The organism is Streptomyces sp. NBC_00582, assembly GCF_036345155.1.
Lineage (GTDB): Bacteria > Actinomycetota > Actinomycetes > Streptomycetales > Streptomycetaceae > Streptomyces.
Window position 1 is genome coordinate 6,003,532 of sequence record NZ_CP107772.1, and the last position, 14,524, is coordinate 6,018,055.

Consider the following 14,524-nt stretch of genomic DNA (forward strand, 5'->3'; position numbering starts at 1 on the left):
TGCCTTGTGCGTGCCGTACTCGTCAGCCGCGGACGGCGCCGATTCCGGACGACACGCGTGAGTCCACACAGCCCTCACATCCGGGACGCACACCTCTCCACAGAGTCGATCAACTTCGCCCCCGTCTGATACAGCTGACGGACCGTCAGATCAGCGCTACCGTGCCCCCATGGAGACCACATCCGGCACCACGACTCCTCTCCCGCTGATCATCTCCGTCGACGACCACACCGTCGAACCCCCCACCGTCTGGCAGGACCGGCTCCCGAAGAAGCACCTCGACACCGGTCCGCGCATCGTGCGCGCCCCGCTGAAGGAGATGACCTTCCTCGGCGGCCACTTCAGGCCCGTCATGGGCGGCCCCGGCGACGACGGCCCCCTCGGCGACTGGTGGGTCTACGAGGACCTCAAGCGCCCCCTCACCCGCCTGGACACCGCCGTCGGCTTCAGCCGGGACGAGATCAAGCTGGAGGTCATCACCTACGAGCAGATGCGCCCCGGCTCCTACGACGTCCCCTCCCGTCTCGCCGACATGGACGTCAACCACGTGCAGTCCGCGGTTTGTTTCCCCACCTTCCCCCGCTTCTGCGGCCAGACCTTCACCGAGGCCGCCGACCACGAGCTGGGCCTGCTCTGCGTGCGCGCCTACAACGACTGGATGGTGGAGGAGTGGTGCGGCCCGGACGCACACGGCCGGCTCATCCCGCTCACCCTCATCCCCCTGTGGGACGCCGAACTGGCCGCCGCCGAGGTCCGCCGCAACGCCGCCCGCGGGGTCCGCGCCGTCGCCTTCTCCGAGATACCCCCGCACCTCGGCCTGCCCTCGGTCCACACCGACTACTGGGACCCCTTCCTCGCCGCCTGCGACGAGACCGGCACGGTCGTCGCCATGCACATCGGCTCCAGCAGCCGGATGCCCTCCACCTCGGCGGACGCCCCGCCCGCCGTCGGCTCCACCATCACCTTCGCCAACTGCTGCTTCTCGATGGTCGACTGGCTGATGAGCGGCAAGTTCGAACGCTTCCCGAACCTGAGGGTGATGTACGCGGAGGGCCAGATCGGCTGGATCCCCTACATCCTGGAGCGCGCCGACGTCGTCTGGGAGGAGAACCGGGGCTGGGGCGGCGTCGCCGACAAGGTCCACCGGCCCCCGTCCGAGCTCTTCGCCGACCACGTCTACGGCTGCTTCTTCGACGACGCCTTCGGCCTGCGGAACCTGGACTCCATCGGTCTCGCCAACGTCCTCTACGAGACCGACTACCCCCACTCCGACTCCACCTGGCCCAAGTCCCGCGAGGTCGGCGAGGCCCAGATGGGCCACCTGGACCCGGAGGTCGTCGAGCGGATCGTGCGCGGCAACGCCATCGACCTGCTCGGACTGACCCCCGACGGCCTGTGGAGCCCCCGGTGAGCCTCGACGGGCCCCCGCCGCGCCTCTCCTACGGCATCCAGCTCCCCGTCCAGTCCCAGTCCACGATGTACGCCGAGCCCTGGGAGGCCGACGCGGGCCCGGCCGACCTCGTCGCGCTCGCCCGCGCCGCCGACCGCGCAGGCTTCGCCTACCTCGCCGTCTGCGACCACGTGGCGATCCCGCGCCGCCTCGCGGACGCGATGAGCACGGTCTGGTACGACCCCGTGGCCACCCTCGCCCACCTCGCGGCCGTCACCGAGCACGTCCGGCTGCTCAGCCACGTCGCCGTCGTCGGTCTGCGCCACCCCCTCGTCACGGCCAAGCAGTACGCCACCCTGGACGCGCTCTCCGGCGGCCGGCTGATCCTCGGGGTCGGCGCCGGACACGTACGGGAGGAGTTCGAGGCGCTCGGGGCGGACTTCGAGCACCGGGGCGCCGTCCTGGACGAGACGATCGACGCGCTGCGGGCCGCGCTCGGGCCGGAGGAGTTCCCCGTCCACCACGGCAAGCGGTACGACTTCGAGGGGCTCGGGCAGCGGCCCCGGCCGGCCCAGGCGCGGGTGCCGCTGTGGGTGGGCGGCTCCTCTCCGGCGGCGGTCCGCCGGGCCGCCCTCAAGGGCGACGGCTGGCTGCCCCAGGGCGACCCCAGGGACCGGCTGCCCGCGCAGATCGAACGGATACGGCGGTTGCGGGGCGACCGTGGGACCTCCTTCTCCGTGGGCGCCATCACCGAGCCCCTCTACGTCGGCGCTCCCGCCTGGGACACCGGCCGCCGCACCCTCACCGGGCCCCCCGAGGCCCTCGCCGAGTCCCTCGGCGCCTATGCCGCGCTGGGCGTGGACCAGATCCAGGTCCGCTTCCGCTGCCGCGACCGCGCCGAACTCATCGACCAGATCACGGCGTTCGGGGCCGAGGTGGCCCCCCGGCTGCGAGGAGACTGACATGGGCAAGCCCGACGGAGGACTCGGCGGAAGACTCGACGGACGGGTCGTCCTGGTCACCGGCGCCGCGCGCGGGCAGGGCGAGCAGGAGGCGCGGCTGTTCCGGGAGGAGGGCGCCCGGGTCGTCGTCGCGGACGTCCTCGACGACCGGGGCCGGGCCCTCGCCGAGGAGATCGACGCGCTCTACGTCCACCTCGACGTCGGCCGCGAGGAGGAGTGGACCGCCGCCGTACGGGCCGCCAAGGAGGCGTACGGGCATCTCGACGGGCTGGTCAACAACGCCGGGATCCTGCGCTTCAACGCCCTGGTCGACACCCCCCTCGACGAGTTCATGCAGGTGGTCCAGGTCAACCAGGTCGGCTGCTTCCTCGGCGTGCGCACGGTCGCGCCGCAGCTCGCCGACGGCGGCACCATCGTCAACACCGCCTCCTACACCGGGCTCACCGGCATGGCGGCCGTCGGCGCCTACGCCGCGACCAAGCACGCCGTGCTCGGCCTCACCCGGGTCGCCGCCCTGGAGCTGGCGCCCCGCCGTATCCGCGTCAACGCCGTGTGCCCCGGTGCCATCGACACCGCGATGTCCAATCCGGCCCGGCTGGACCCCGACGCGGACCCCGAGGAGACCACCCGGGCGCTGGACCAGCTCTACCGCAAGCTCGTGCCGCTGGGCCGGATCGGGCGGGCGGAGGAGGTGGCCCGGCTGGCGCTGTTCCTCACCTCGGAGGAGTCCTCGTACATCACCGGGCAGCCGTTCGTGATCGACGGGGGATGGCTCGCCGGGGTCAGTGTCATCTGACGAGCCGTCAGCTATTGACCTTTCTGACGGTACGTCAGAAAGTCGTAGGACTCAGCAGGACCACCTGGACATGGGACGGTGAACCGCGGTGGAATTCGGGCTCTTTGTACAGGGATACGTGGGCAAGCGCGCCGAGACCGACCCCCTCGCCGAGCACAAGGCGCTGATGGAGGAGACCGAGTACGTCATCCAGGCGGACCGTTCCGGCTTCAAGTACGCCTGGGCGTCGGAGCACCACTTCCTGGAGGAGTACTCCCACCTCTCCGCCAACGAGGTGTTCCTCGCCTACCTCGCCCACGCGACGGAACGGATCCACCTCGGATCGGGCATCTTCAACCCCCTTGCCCAGGTCAACCACCCCGTGAAGGTGGCCGAGAAGGTCGCCATGCTCGACCACCTCAGCCAGAACCGCTTCGAGTTCGGCAGCGGGCGGGGCGCCGGGTCGCACGAGATCCTCGGCTTCCTGCCCGGCATCACCGACATGAACTACACCAAGGAGATCTGGGAGGAGACCATCGCCGAGTTCCCCAAGATGTGGCTCCAGGACGAGTACGTCGGCTTCCAGGGCAAGCACTGGCAGCTCCCGCCGAGGAAGGTGCTGCCCAAGCCGTACGGCAAGTCGCATCCGGCGATGTGGTACGCGGCCGGGTCGCCGCCGTCGTACGAGATGGCCGCGAAGAAGGGGCTCGGCGTCCTGGGGTTCAGCATCCAGAAGGTCTCCGACATGGAGTGGGTGCTGGAGAAGTACAAGACCGCGATCGTCGACGCGGAACCCGTCGGGGACTTCGTCAACGACAACGTGATGGTGACGACGACGGCGATCTGCGCGCCCACGCACGACGAGGCCATTCGGATCGCCACGAACGGGGGGCTGCACTATCTGCCCTCGCTGGTGTTCCGGTACCACGACACCTTCCCGCGGCCCGAGGGGTTCCCCGAGTGGCCGGAGACGCTGCCCGAGTACACGCCGGAGTTCGTGGAGCTGCTCGTCGAGGAGGAGCTGCTGATCTGCGGGGATCCGGACGAGGTGCTGCGCCAGTGCAAGCGGTGGGAGCAGGCCGGGGCCGATCAGTTGTCGTTCGGGCTGCCGGTGGGGGTGCCGAAGGAGGAGACGCTGCAGACGATCCGGCTGATCGGGGAGCATGTGATTCCCAAGATCGACACGGATCCGGTCCACCGGACGACCCGGTTCCGTCAAGCCGCTTGATCGCCGTTGCGGGGTGCGGGTGCGTCGTGGCCGGTCGCGCAGTTCCCCGCGCCCCTGAAAGATCCTCATCGCCTCGGAGTTCAGGAGGGGCCGCATGCTCGATCACGTCATCAAAGGTGCGACCGTCGTCGATGGGACCGGGGCTCCGGGGTTCGTCGCCGACGTCGGTATCCGCGACGGTCGTATCGCCGTCATCGGCACGATCACCGAGGAGTCCCGGACGGCCGAGGACGCCACCGGGCTCGTCCTCGCCCCCGGGTTCGTCGATCCGCACACCCACTACGACGCCCAGCTCTTCTGGGACCCGTACGCCACCCCCTCCCTCAACCACGGGGTGACCACGGTCGCCGCCGGGAACTGCGGGTTCACGCTCGCGCCGCTCAACCCCGACCGTCCTGCCGACGCCGACTACACCCGCCGGATGATGTCCAAGGTGGAGGGGATGTCGCTGGTGGCGTTGGAGGAGGGGGCGCCGTGGAGCTGGAGTTCCTTCGGGGAGTATCTGGATGCCCTGGAGGGGCGGATCGCCGTCAACGCCGGGTTCATGGTGGGGCACTGCGCGCTGCGGCGGTATGTGATGGGCGCGGAGGCGGTCGGGGGGCAGCCGAGCGCCGAGCAGCTGGAGGCGATCGTAGGGCTGCTGCACGAGGCCATGGAGGCCGGCGCCTGGGGGTTCTCGACCACGCAGTCGTCCACGCATTCCGACGGGGACGGGCAGCCCGTCGCCTCGCGGCATGCGGGGCCGGAGGAGCTGCTGGCGCTGTCGCGGGCCGTCGGTGAGCACGAGGGGACGCAGATCGAGGCGATCGTCGCCGGGTGTCTGGACCAGTTCAGCGACGCCGAGATCGATCTGTTCGTGGAGATGAGCGCGGCGGCCGGGCGGCCCCTGAACTGGAACGTCCTGACGATCGACTCGGCCGTGCCGGAACGGGTGCCGCGGCAGCTCGTGGCGAGCGAGCGGGCGCGGAAGGCGGGGGGCCGGGTGGTGGCGCTCACCATGCCGATCCTCACGCCGATGAACATGTCCCTCGGCACGTTCTGCGCGCTGAATCTGATCCCCGGGTGGGGAGAGGTCCTGGGGCTGCCCGTGCCGGAGCGGATCGAGCGGCTGCGGGATCCGGACGTGCGGGCCGAGCTGGTGCGGCGGGCCGAGTCCAGGGAGGCGGGCGTCTTCCGGCGGCTGACGAACTTCGGGCGGTACGTCATCGGCGACACCTACAGCGCGGCCAACGAGGGCCTCACCGGGCGGGTCGTCTCGGACATCGCGGCGGAGCGGGGGCTCGATCCCTTCTCCTGCCTGGTGGAGATCTGCGTGGCCGACGACCTGCGGACCGTGCTGTGGCCGATGCCCACCGACAACGACCCCGCCTCCTGGGCCCTGCGGGCCGAGGCCTGGCAGCACGAGGACGTCCTGCTCGGCGGCTCCGACGCCGGCGCGCATCTGGACCGGATGTGCGGGGCGCCGTACACCACCCGCTTCCTGGGCGACTGTCTGCGCGGGCGGAAGCTGACCGGTCTCGAACAGGCGGTGAAGATGCTGACCGACGACCCGGCGCGGCTGTTCGGCCTGCGGGAACGGGGGCGGGTGCGGGAGGGCTGGCATGCGGACCTCGTCCTGTTCGACCCGGAGCGGATCGACGCGGGCAAGGCCACCCTGGTGCACGACCTGCCGGGTGACAGTCCACGGCTGGACTCCAGGGCGGTGGGCGTACGGGCCGTCTGGGTCAACGGCGTCGAGGCCATCCGCGACGACGCGGTGACCGGGGCGGTGCCGGGGCGGGTGCTGCGCTCGGGGCGGGACACCGAGACGGTGAGCACCCGGTGAGTCCGGGCGGCGGCGACGGGCAGCGGTTGTTCGTCGGCGGGGCGTGGGTGGAGCCGGAGGGCGGGCACTACGAGGTGACCGACCCGGCGACCGAGGAGACCGTCGGCGGGGCGCCGGAGGCCTCCCGGGAGCAGGCCCTCGCGGCCTGCGCGGCGGCCCGGGAGGCCTTCGGTCCGTGGTCCCGCACGGCACCCGAGGAGCGGGCGGCGATCCTGGGCCGGGCCGCCGACCTCATCCGCGGCCGTCTGGAGCCGTACGCCCTGCTCGCGCAGGCCGAGACCGGCGCCACGACCGGCACCGCGCGCGGGATGCAGGTCGGGGTGGCCGCGGCCCGTTTTCGCCGGTACGCGCGCGTGGAGCCCGCCGAGTGGGCGATCCCGCCGCAGATCAACGAGGCCGGGCCGATCGGGAGGGCGGGCGTGATGGGCGCGCTCGCCGTGCGGCAGCCGGTCGGGGTGGTCGCCTGCGTCACCTCGTACAACAACCCCTGGGCGAACCCGGCCGGCAAGATCGCCCCGGCGCTGGCCATGGGCAACACGGTGGTCGTGAAGCCCGCCCCGCAGGACCCCCTGTCCGTCTACCGGATGGCGGAGGCGCTGGAGGCGGCCGGGGCGCCGCACGGGGTGGTGAACGTCGTCTCGGGGCGGTCGGTCGCGGTCGGCGAGGCCGTCGTGGAGTCGCCGGATGTGGACATGGTGAGCTTCACGGGATCCACGGCGGTCGGGCAACGCATCGCCGAGGTGTGCGGGCGCGGGATGAAACGCCAGTTGATGGAGCTGGGCGGGAAGGGCGCGGCGCTCGTCTTCGACGACGCCGACCTCGCCTCGGCCGTCGCCGGCATCGGCACCACCTTCTCCTTCTACAGCGGCCAGATCTGCACGGCGCCGACGCGGGTGCTGGCGCAGCGCGGGGTGTACGGCCGGCTGGTGGAGCAACTCGCGGCCTATGCCGCCCGGTTGAAGGTGGGGGACCCCCGCGAGCGGGACACGGTGGTCGGACCGGTGATCTCCGCCGCGCACCGCGACCGCGTGGAGTCGTACGTCGAACTCGGCAGGAAGGAGGGTGCGATGGTCGTCACGGACGCCCAACACCCCTCCCCGGACCGGGGCTTCTACATCGCACCCACCCTGCTCGCGGACTGCACGAACGACATGCGGGTGGCCCGGGAGGAGATCTTCGGACCGGTGGTCGTCGTCATCCCCTTCGACGAGGAGGAGGAGGGCGTGGCCCTCGCCAACGACAGCGACTACGGCCTCATCGACTACGTCTGGTCCGGTGACGTGGCCCGCGCCTTCCGGGTGGCCCGGCGCCTGCGGGCGGGCGGGGTCGGCGTGAACACCGTCGGCCGCAACATGGAGGCCCCCTTCGGCGGCTTCAAGCAGAGCGGTGTGGGCCGTGACGTCGGCTCGTACGCGCTGCACGCCTACAGCGAGGTGCAGGCGATCGTCTGGCCGGGATGAGATGCCCTTTGGCGCCACGAGGGCTGTCCCGGGCGTGCAGACAGGGGGGTTCAGGAGGTCCACATTCGGCCGATCGGCCTGGGAATCCTCCGGTGAGCCCGTAGCGTCCCGGGGCAGGGGACATGGACGGGCTCATTCAGTCTTGTCTACCCCTGAGTAATATTCAGAAACCCTTTCGGAGCGCCGACTTGAAGCACGCCAAGCGTCTCGTCCTCACCACCACGGCCGCCGCCGCCGCGGCCGCCGGCATCTTCCTGGGTACGACGGCGGGCAACGCCGCCGCCTCGGAGCCCGTGGCCGCCGCGGCCACCGTGAAGGCCCCGGCCGCCCTCGCCGTCCCCGACGGCAACAAGCTCACCGGTGTGTACCCCGCCCGTGGCGTACAGACCTACACCTGCACCGACGGCGCCTGGAAGCTCCTGGAGCCCGCCGCCACCCTGTCCGACAGGAGAGGCCGCACGGTCGCCCTGCACTCCCGCGGCCCCGTCTGGGTCTCCACGGTCGACGGCAGCGCGGTGAACGCCTCCTCGATCGCCAACTCGCCCAAGGCCGGCACCATCCCGGAGCTCCTTCTCCAGGCCACCGCCACGCGCGGCACGGGCGCCTTCGCCGGCGTCACCTACATCCAGCGCCTGAACACGACCGGCGGCGTCGCCCCGACGACCGCGTGCACCGGCACCGACCAGGTCGGCGTCCCGTACACGGCGACCTACGCGTTCTACAAGCCCGCCAAGTGACGGGCCGGCCGACAGTGGCCCCCGGTGCGAGGGGGCCACTGAGGCCGTTCTTCAGCCGTCCAGATCCACCCGCACCGTCAGCAGCTGCGTCCCCAGGGCCCGTACGGCCGTGCTGTTGGCCTTCGGCAGGGTGCGCAGCCGGGCCACCGGGTCGTCGTCGGGCAGCAGATGGGCCGTACCCGTGTGCCAGCGCCCCGCTATCCGTACCCGCACGCGGGGATCGGCCTTGATGTTGCGGACGTACTGCGACCGCTCCCCGAACTCCGACACCAGCCAGAAGGTGTCACCGACCCGCCGGCCGCCCAGCGGCGTGCGCCGGGGCCGGCCGGAGACCCGCCCGGTGGTCTCCAGAAGCGTGTGGAACGGCAGACGGCGCATCAGCGGATTGGCGACGTGACGCTGGATCGCGGTGGTCGCGCGGAAGCGGAGGTCGTGGGGTCGGGACATCGGCCGGTGGACTCCTTGGCGTAAGGCTCTGCTGCGGCACTTGCTTCGCTTGCTTCAATGGTCGCCCATGCCGTCGTCGTGACGAGAGCGGGTGCCTGTTCGTGCGCGTGGTGACCTGGAACCTCTGGTGGCGCTTCGGCCCGTGGCGCGAGCGGCAGAAGGCGGTCCTTGCCGTCCTGCGCGACCTGCGCCCCGACGTGGTCGGCCTCCAGGAGGTGTGGGCGGCGGACGGCGAGAACCTCGCGGAGTGGCTGGCCGCCGACCTGGGCCTGCACTGCGCGTGGGCGCCTTCCCCGGCCCCGGAGCGCTGGCGCCGCCGGATCGGCGACGACACGGTGGACATCGGCACCGCGGTCCTGAGCCGCTGGCCGGTGACCGAACAGCGGACCCTGCTCCTCCCGGCCCCGCCCGACCTGGCGGACGGCCGCCAGGCCCTGTACGCCCGCCTGGCGACCCGCTCCCACGACATCCCCTTCTTCACCGTCCACCTCACCTCGGCGCCGGGCGCGTCCGTGGTCCGCTGCGAGCAGGTGCGGGCGCTGGCGGAGTTCGTGTGGTCGTCGTCGGGGGACACCCCGCACCCCCCGGTCGTCACCGGCGACTTCAACGCCGGCCCGGACTCCGACGAGGTCCGCCTCCTCGACGGCCGGCGCACCGCACCGCCCGTCCCCGGCCGGATCCTCTACGACGCCTGGGACTACGCCGACCCGTCGGCCCCGTCGGCGACCTGGACCCCCGAGAACCCCTACGCGGCTCGCGTCCTCGAACCCCCGTCCCGCATCGACCACATCCACGTGGGCCCCCCGGGCCCGTCCGGCGAGGGCCACGTCCGCGCCGTACGGCGGGCGGGCCTGACCCCGGTGGACGGGGTGTGGCCGTCGGACCACGCGGCGGTGGTGGCGGACCTGGCGGAAGGGGACTGACCGGGCTCAGAGGCTCGGGAAGACCAGCGCGAAGAACAGCCACAGCAGCACGGCCCAGAAGACGGCCGCCGCCAGCGACACGAGCAGCGAGCTGCGCCACCTCAGCACCAGGAAGGGGAAGAGGACCAGGGCCGCCCAGTGCCCGGCCACGTCGATCGACATCCGGGCGGCCTCGTTCAGGGTCCTCGCGCCGCCCGTCGCCATCCGGCGCAGCAGCCGCTGGGAGACGAAGCCGTACAGCCCGAGGACGATCGGGAAGAACCACAGCGGGGTGATCGAGACCAGTTCGGACTCGGAGAAGTCGTCGAACGCGAGGAAGTAGATGTAAAAGGCTCCGGCGAGCCCCCCGAGCAGCGCCACCACGTACACGGCGGTCAGCGCGGCGGGCTCGACGGCACTGGCGGGCACGGGGACGGGGGAGGCGTACGGGACGTCGGGCCGCGGGACCCGGACCACCTGGTGGCAGTGGGGACAGCGCACGTCCTGCCCGGCCCGGTCGGCCGGCGCCGAGATCTGGTGCCCGCACGAGGCGTGGAACTCCGTTTGCTGACCCGCGTTCATGTACGGCCCCCTCCACATCGGATCCCCTCAGGGGCGAGGACGCGACGACAGCCCTCCCGGTTTCCGCCCGGCGAGAAGGAGGGCGGCGAAGGCGGCGGGTGTGGTGGTCAGGACGGCGTGGGAGGGGTCGGCGGATTCGGTGAGGTGGATGGTGCGGGGGTGGGGGTCGGCGGATATGTGGACGCACGATTCGCCTTGTCCGCAGTACGACGACTTCTGCCAGGCGTAGGAGGACATCGACTCCCCTTCACAGGTCTTGAATGAGCGCGTGGATGAAGTCGCGGGACTTCGAAGGCGCCATGGCCACGCGCTGCACACGGTCCAGCAGGATGCGGTACATCTCCAACTCTGCCTCGGCGTCGACGAGTACGGGACCATGGGACTGGTCAAGTGAAACGGTGTCGAGCTGGGGGACAGGCCCGGACGCGTAGTGGATGTTCTGCCCGGATCCCGGGTAGGCGCCGATGGCGAAAGGGATCACCTGGATCGTGATGTGTTCGCGTTCGCTCTGCTCCACCAGGTGCTCCAACTGCCGCTTGGCGGCAGCAGCTCCGCCGACGGGCACGCGCAGTGCGGCTTCGTGGATCACCGCGCGGAACGGTGTCGGGTCTTCGCGGTCCAGAAGCCCTTGGCGTTGCAACCGGTGGCTCACGCGGTGCTCGATGTCCGATCGGGAGAATGCGGGGACGACCTGCCGGAAGATCTCCCGGGCGTGGTCCGCTGTCTGGAGCAACCCCGGGATGTGCGCGGTGTTGGCCGAGTGGAGAGCGGTGGCGTGGAACTCCACCTCCGCGATGTTCAGAAGGGCGGGTGGGAGCACCTCCCGGAACGTCTCCCACCAGCCACGCCTCCTGTCAGCCGCCATGGCGACAAGGGCGTCGACGTAGGGCGGGCTCGCGCACGAATACATGGTCGCCATCGCGCGGACCCGCTCGGCACTCACCCCGAACCGGGCCGACTCGACGTTGCTGAGCTGCCCGGAGCTGGTGCCGAGGAGTTTCGCTGCCTCTGTTGACGTCAGACCGGCCCGCTCGCGGAGCTTGCGCAGCTCTGTGGCCAGCCGGATTCGTCGTGCCGTGGGAGCGGGCCGCGTCGTCATGAGCCCTCTTCCACCAGGGAGATCGTCACCCACACGAGGGGAAAGGTGCCGAGATTCTTCGGAATCTCGCAAAGGTACTTTGCAGTGCCCCTACCTTCTTGCACAGGCGCCCCGCCCGGAAGCGCACCGCGGGACGCTGCGGCAATGACACCAGGCACTCGTCCAACTCCCCTCAGTGACCGGAGACTTCCATGGCCACCGTATCCCCGTCCTGGAACTACACCCTGCACCTTCCCCGAGATCCACGCGCACCGGGTATCGCGCGAGGCACCCTCAGACTGATCCTGGCCGCCCATGACCTCCGCGAGCTGACCCCCACGGCGGAGCTGGTCGCGGGCGAACTGCTCGCCAACTCGCACTGCCACACGAAGGGCCCGTACTCCCTACGGGTGCTGTCCCCGCACCCCGGCCGCCTACGGGTCGCCGTATGGGACACGGACCCCAAAGTCCCGCCCGGATTCTCAGCCGACAAGGACCCCGTACCGCCTCCTGACACGGAAGGCGGCCGTGGCCTGCACCTGGTACGTGCGTGTGTCGACGAGATCGGTGTCTCCGTACTGCGAGAACTCGGAGCCTCGAAGGGCGGCAAGCTGCTGTGGGCGGACTGCGGAGGCGAGGCGGCGTGGTGAGTACGCGCTGTCCGGCCCGGTCGGCCGGCGCCATACTGGAAGTGGAGCCATGCCCCGTTCATCAGGAGCAGACCATGAGCGCACAGCCCGAGCAGGACTGGGGAGCGATGCCTCTTCCGGAGATCCGGACGGTGGACGATCTGCGCAGTGCGCTCAGCCGCTACGGCTTCCCGGGTGACCGGGAGCGCTTCGAGCAGGAGCTGGCCGCCGCCATAGGAGCCGCACCGACCAACGACTTCGCGGGCGCGGCGGCAGTGGTACGGGCCTACCGACACCGGATCCTGATCAGGAACTCGCCGGAGATCATGACCGCTCTGGAGGACGCGCGCGGCGGAGGCGGCCGCGCGTGAACGATGTCCCCCTGGAGGAGGCCGAGCCCGCGAGGAAGGCGTTCGGTGAGCTGACCGAAGGGGAGCGGGAGGTCGTCCGGGATGCGCTCCTGGCGATCGGACGCGACCCGGCGGTGGGCCGAGAGATCCCCGGCTGGCGCCCGCCGTCCGTCGAGTACACGTACACGACCCCTCTCGCCCGTGACTCAGCCGAGGCGATCACGGTCGTTTATACGTACACCCAGGGCATGGGAGTGACGATCGTCTACTACTTCCGTGATCCGCAGGTGGTGGACTGAGTCCTCGACGGGCCTACACGCCGACGTCAGGGGCGCTCGAAGAGTTGGAGGACGCCGCCGAGCGAGAAGCAGGCCGCACCCAGAAGTGTCCCCCAGTTGGCGATGTCCCCATTGACGAGGCTGTCGGTGGCGGGGCGGGTGTAGGCGGCCATCGCCGAGACCATGAAGAGGACCGAGCCGAACTGGTTCACGGCGACGATCCACCAGCCGAGACTGCGGCAGCGCAGGCAGGGGCGGTGGGCGTGGCAGATCTCGGAGAAGGCGAGGTGGCCGGAGATCAGGAAGAGGGCGCAGCCGATCACGTCCGGCACCCAGATCAGCCGGTTGACCTGCTGGACGCTCAGGCCCTGGAGGAAGGAGTCCAGCAGGTTGACGCCGAAGACGAGGGTGCCGACGAAGAGGACGAACACGCTCAGCCAGTCGATGCGCGTGGGCTCGTAACTCCACCAGTGCCAGCGGGGGGTGACGAGCCGGCCCTCGCCGCCGGGGACGTGCCGGGGCGCGTTGACGACCTGGAGGAGGGAGACGTAACCGCCGGTGTTGAAGAAGAGGCCGCCCGCGAAGTAGATCGAGGCGCAGGTGGTGGCGTCGCCGGAGCCGAACTGGGCGACACCGGCGCCGAGCGCGAAGAGGGCGCCGCCGATGACGAACGCGGTCGCGGCGATGGCGTTGAGCAGGCGCAGCCGGTGGAGGGCGGCCGCGTCGGCGCTGGTGCGGCTCCCGGCGGGCGCGCCGGGCGCGCGGACGGCGATGACCCCGCGCCGCCGCGCGGGCCGCGACTCCCATACGGCGGTGCCCCCACCGGGAGGCCGCCAGGTGAGCCGGGTCGTGAACGGTCCCGCGCCCTCGGCGCGCTGCTCGGGCTGTCCCACGCGCCGAGAGTAGACGGCCCGCGGCCGACCCGCCCGGTCGCGAGGCCGAACGGGTCGACGGGCGTCATCCGACCGCTCGCGGAGGCGGGACAGGCATCCGGCCACGTGCGGGGTGGCGTGGCCATCCGGCCGTGCGGCGTGGCGTGGTCATCCGGCTGTGCAGGGTGGCACGGTCATCCGGCTGTGCGGGGTGGCGTGGTCATCCGGCCCATCGTCCTGACCATCCGGCGTCGGCTGACGAGCCGTCCCGCGACTGTCATGGCGCGATTGAGGCGTCCGGAGATCACGCTCGGCGGAGGGTTTCGTCGGTCCAGGGCGCGGAGCGCGTCGCGGACCACGTCAGCGGGTTCGCTCAGGCGGGTGCCGCCCGCCGCGTCCAGCGTGCCGACGACGTCGAAGAACTCGGTCCTGGTCGCGCCGGGGGACAGGGCGATGACACGCAGCCCCGTCCCGCGCGACTCGTACCACAGCGCCTCGGTGAAGCTCAGGACGAACGCCTTGGTCGCCCCGTAGACGGCCATATGCGGATCCGGCTGATACGCGGCCATGCTCGCGACGTTGACGAGGACGCCCCGCCCCGCACTCCGCAGCCGCTCGATGAACGCACGGCTGAGGTCGACCACGGCGGTCACGTCGACGGCGATCTCCGCGCGCAGTCGCTCGGAGTCCTCCCGGTGGAAGGGGCCGTACGTCCCGAATCCGGCGTTGTTCACGAGGCTGGTCACCGCCAGCCCCCGCCGCTCGACCTCGGCCGCGAGGGCCTCCCCGGCCAGGGGTTGTGCCAGATCGAAGGGGAGGGCGACGGCCTCGACGCCGTACGTGGGGACGAGCTCCCCCGCCAGCGCCTCCAGCCGCTCACGCCTTCGGCCCACCAGCACCAGATCGGATCCCCGCGCGGCGAGCTGCCGGGCGAACTCCGCCCCGATGCCGGAGCCGGCGCCGGTGATCAGAGTGGTCTGGCCGCGATAGTCGACCTGGGACATGAGGC

17 protein-coding genes are annotated in these 14,524 nt (G+C 71.2%); 11 read left to right on the forward strand and 6 right to left on the reverse strand.

Features of this window, described 5'->3' with window-relative positions; all coding sequences use genetic code 11:
* Positions 1-169: 169 nt before the first annotated feature.
* The 7 genes from OG852_RS26910 to OG852_RS26940 all read left to right on the forward strand — a co-directional run bounded on the left by OG852_RS26910 (position 170) and on the right by OG852_RS26940 (position 8,377).
* Positions 170-1,411, forward strand: a complete 1,242-nt coding sequence (locus OG852_RS26910; protein WP_330349190.1) for an amidohydrolase family protein — start codon at positions 170-172, stop codon at positions 1,409-1,411.
* The gene (locus OG852_RS26915; protein ID WP_330349191.1) at positions 1,408-2,352 is read left to right on the forward strand and encodes an LLM class F420-dependent oxidoreductase; all 945 of its coding nucleotides are present in this window, start codon (positions 1,408-1,410) and stop codon (positions 2,350-2,352) included. The genes OG852_RS26910 and OG852_RS26915 overlap by 4 nt, the downstream gene beginning before the upstream one ends.
* A gap of 1 nt (position 2,353) precedes the next feature.
* The gene (locus OG852_RS26920; RefSeq protein ID WP_330349192.1) at positions 2,354-3,148 is read left to right on the forward strand and encodes an SDR family NAD(P)-dependent oxidoreductase; all 795 of its coding nucleotides are present in this window, start codon (positions 2,354-2,356) and stop codon (positions 3,146-3,148) included.
* Positions 3,149-3,236: 88 nt separating this feature from the next.
* Complete coding sequence (locus tag OG852_RS26925; protein ID WP_133912103.1) at positions 3,237-4,355, forward strand: LLM class flavin-dependent oxidoreductase; 1,119 nt, start codon at positions 3,237-3,239, stop codon at positions 4,353-4,355.
* Positions 4,356-4,449: 94 nt separating this feature from the next.
* Entirely contained in the window at positions 4,450-6,180 is a 1,731-nt protein-coding gene (locus OG852_RS26930; protein WP_330349193.1) for an N-acyl-D-amino-acid deacylase family protein, read from the forward strand.
* A complete protein-coding gene (locus OG852_RS26935; protein ID WP_330349194.1) occupies positions 6,177-7,640 on the forward strand; it encodes an aldehyde dehydrogenase family protein in 1,464 nt (487 codons plus the stop codon). The genes OG852_RS26930 and OG852_RS26935 overlap by 4 nt, the downstream gene beginning before the upstream one ends.
* Positions 7,641-7,828: 188 nt before the next feature.
* Positions 7,829-8,377 carry a DUF3455 domain-containing protein gene (locus OG852_RS26940; RefSeq protein WP_330349195.1) on the forward strand — a complete coding sequence of 183 codons (549 nt, stop codon included), beginning with the start codon at positions 7,829-7,831 and terminating at the stop codon, positions 8,375-8,377.
* Positions 8,378-8,428: 51 nt separating this feature from the next.
* Here the strand turns inward: OG852_RS26940 and OG852_RS26945 are convergent, their stop codons facing one another.
* On the reverse strand, positions 8,429-8,824 hold the full coding sequence (locus OG852_RS26945; RefSeq protein WP_133912106.1) for a nitroreductase/quinone reductase family protein: 396 nt from the start codon (positions 8,822-8,824) through the stop codon (positions 8,429-8,431).
* A gap of 101 nt (positions 8,825-8,925) precedes the next feature.
* On the opposite strand from OG852_RS26945, the gene OG852_RS26950 reads away from it, so the two are divergent.
* On the forward strand, positions 8,926-9,747 hold the full coding sequence (locus tag OG852_RS26950; RefSeq protein WP_330349196.1) for an endonuclease/exonuclease/phosphatase family protein: 822 nt from the start codon (positions 8,926-8,928) through the stop codon (positions 9,745-9,747).
* Between the two features lie 6 nt (positions 9,748-9,753).
* On the opposite strand, the gene OG852_RS26955 is transcribed toward OG852_RS26950, so the two are convergent.
* Genes OG852_RS26955 through OG852_RS26965 form a run of 3 tightly spaced genes read right to left on the reverse strand, consistent with a single transcriptional unit; the run spans position 9,754 to position 11,407 of the window.
* On the reverse strand, positions 9,754-10,308 hold the full coding sequence (locus OG852_RS26955) for a hypothetical protein (protein WP_330349197.1): 555 nt from the start codon (positions 10,306-10,308) through the stop codon (positions 9,754-9,756).
* A gap of 27 nt (positions 10,309-10,335) precedes the next feature.
* Entirely contained in the window at positions 10,336-10,545 is a 210-nt protein-coding gene (locus OG852_RS26960; protein ID WP_133912109.1) for a DUF397 domain-containing protein, read from the reverse strand.
* Between the two features lie 10 nt (positions 10,546-10,555).
* Positions 10,556-11,407, reverse strand: coding sequence for a helix-turn-helix domain-containing protein (locus OG852_RS26965; protein WP_330349198.1), 852 nt, complete (start codon positions 11,405-11,407; stop codon positions 10,556-10,558).
* A 191-nt stretch (positions 11,408-11,598) separates the two neighbouring features.
* Here OG852_RS26965 and OG852_RS26970 point away from each other — a divergent pair, with 191 nt between their 5' ends.
* From OG852_RS26970 to OG852_RS26980, 3 genes are all read left to right on the forward strand, one after another.
* Positions 11,599-12,036 (forward strand): ATP-binding protein, encoded by a 438-nt coding sequence (locus OG852_RS26970; RefSeq protein WP_208117133.1) that lies wholly within the window; start codon positions 11,599-11,601, stop codon positions 12,034-12,036.
* A 74-nt stretch (positions 12,037-12,110) separates the two neighbouring features.
* Positions 12,111-12,386 (forward strand): hypothetical protein, encoded by a 276-nt coding sequence (locus OG852_RS26975; RefSeq protein WP_133912111.1) that lies wholly within the window; start codon positions 12,111-12,113, stop codon positions 12,384-12,386.
* Positions 12,383-12,664, forward strand: a complete 282-nt coding sequence (locus OG852_RS26980; RefSeq protein ID WP_133912112.1) for a hypothetical protein — start codon at positions 12,383-12,385, stop codon at positions 12,662-12,664. The genes OG852_RS26975 and OG852_RS26980 overlap by 4 nt, the downstream gene beginning before the upstream one ends.
* A gap of 26 nt (positions 12,665-12,690) precedes the next feature.
* Here OG852_RS26980 and OG852_RS26985 read toward each other — a convergent pair whose 3' ends face one another.
* Both OG852_RS26985 and OG852_RS26990 read right to left on the reverse strand, forming a co-directional pair.
* The gene (locus OG852_RS26985) at positions 12,691-13,536 is read right to left on the reverse strand and encodes a hypothetical protein (protein ID WP_330349199.1); all 846 of its coding nucleotides are present in this window, start codon (positions 13,534-13,536) and stop codon (positions 12,691-12,693) included.
* A gap of 173 nt (positions 13,537-13,709) precedes the next feature.
* Entirely contained in the window at positions 13,710-14,519 is an 810-nt protein-coding gene (locus OG852_RS26990; protein WP_330349200.1) for an SDR family NAD(P)-dependent oxidoreductase, read from the reverse strand.
* Positions 14,520-14,524 lie beyond the last annotated feature (5 nt).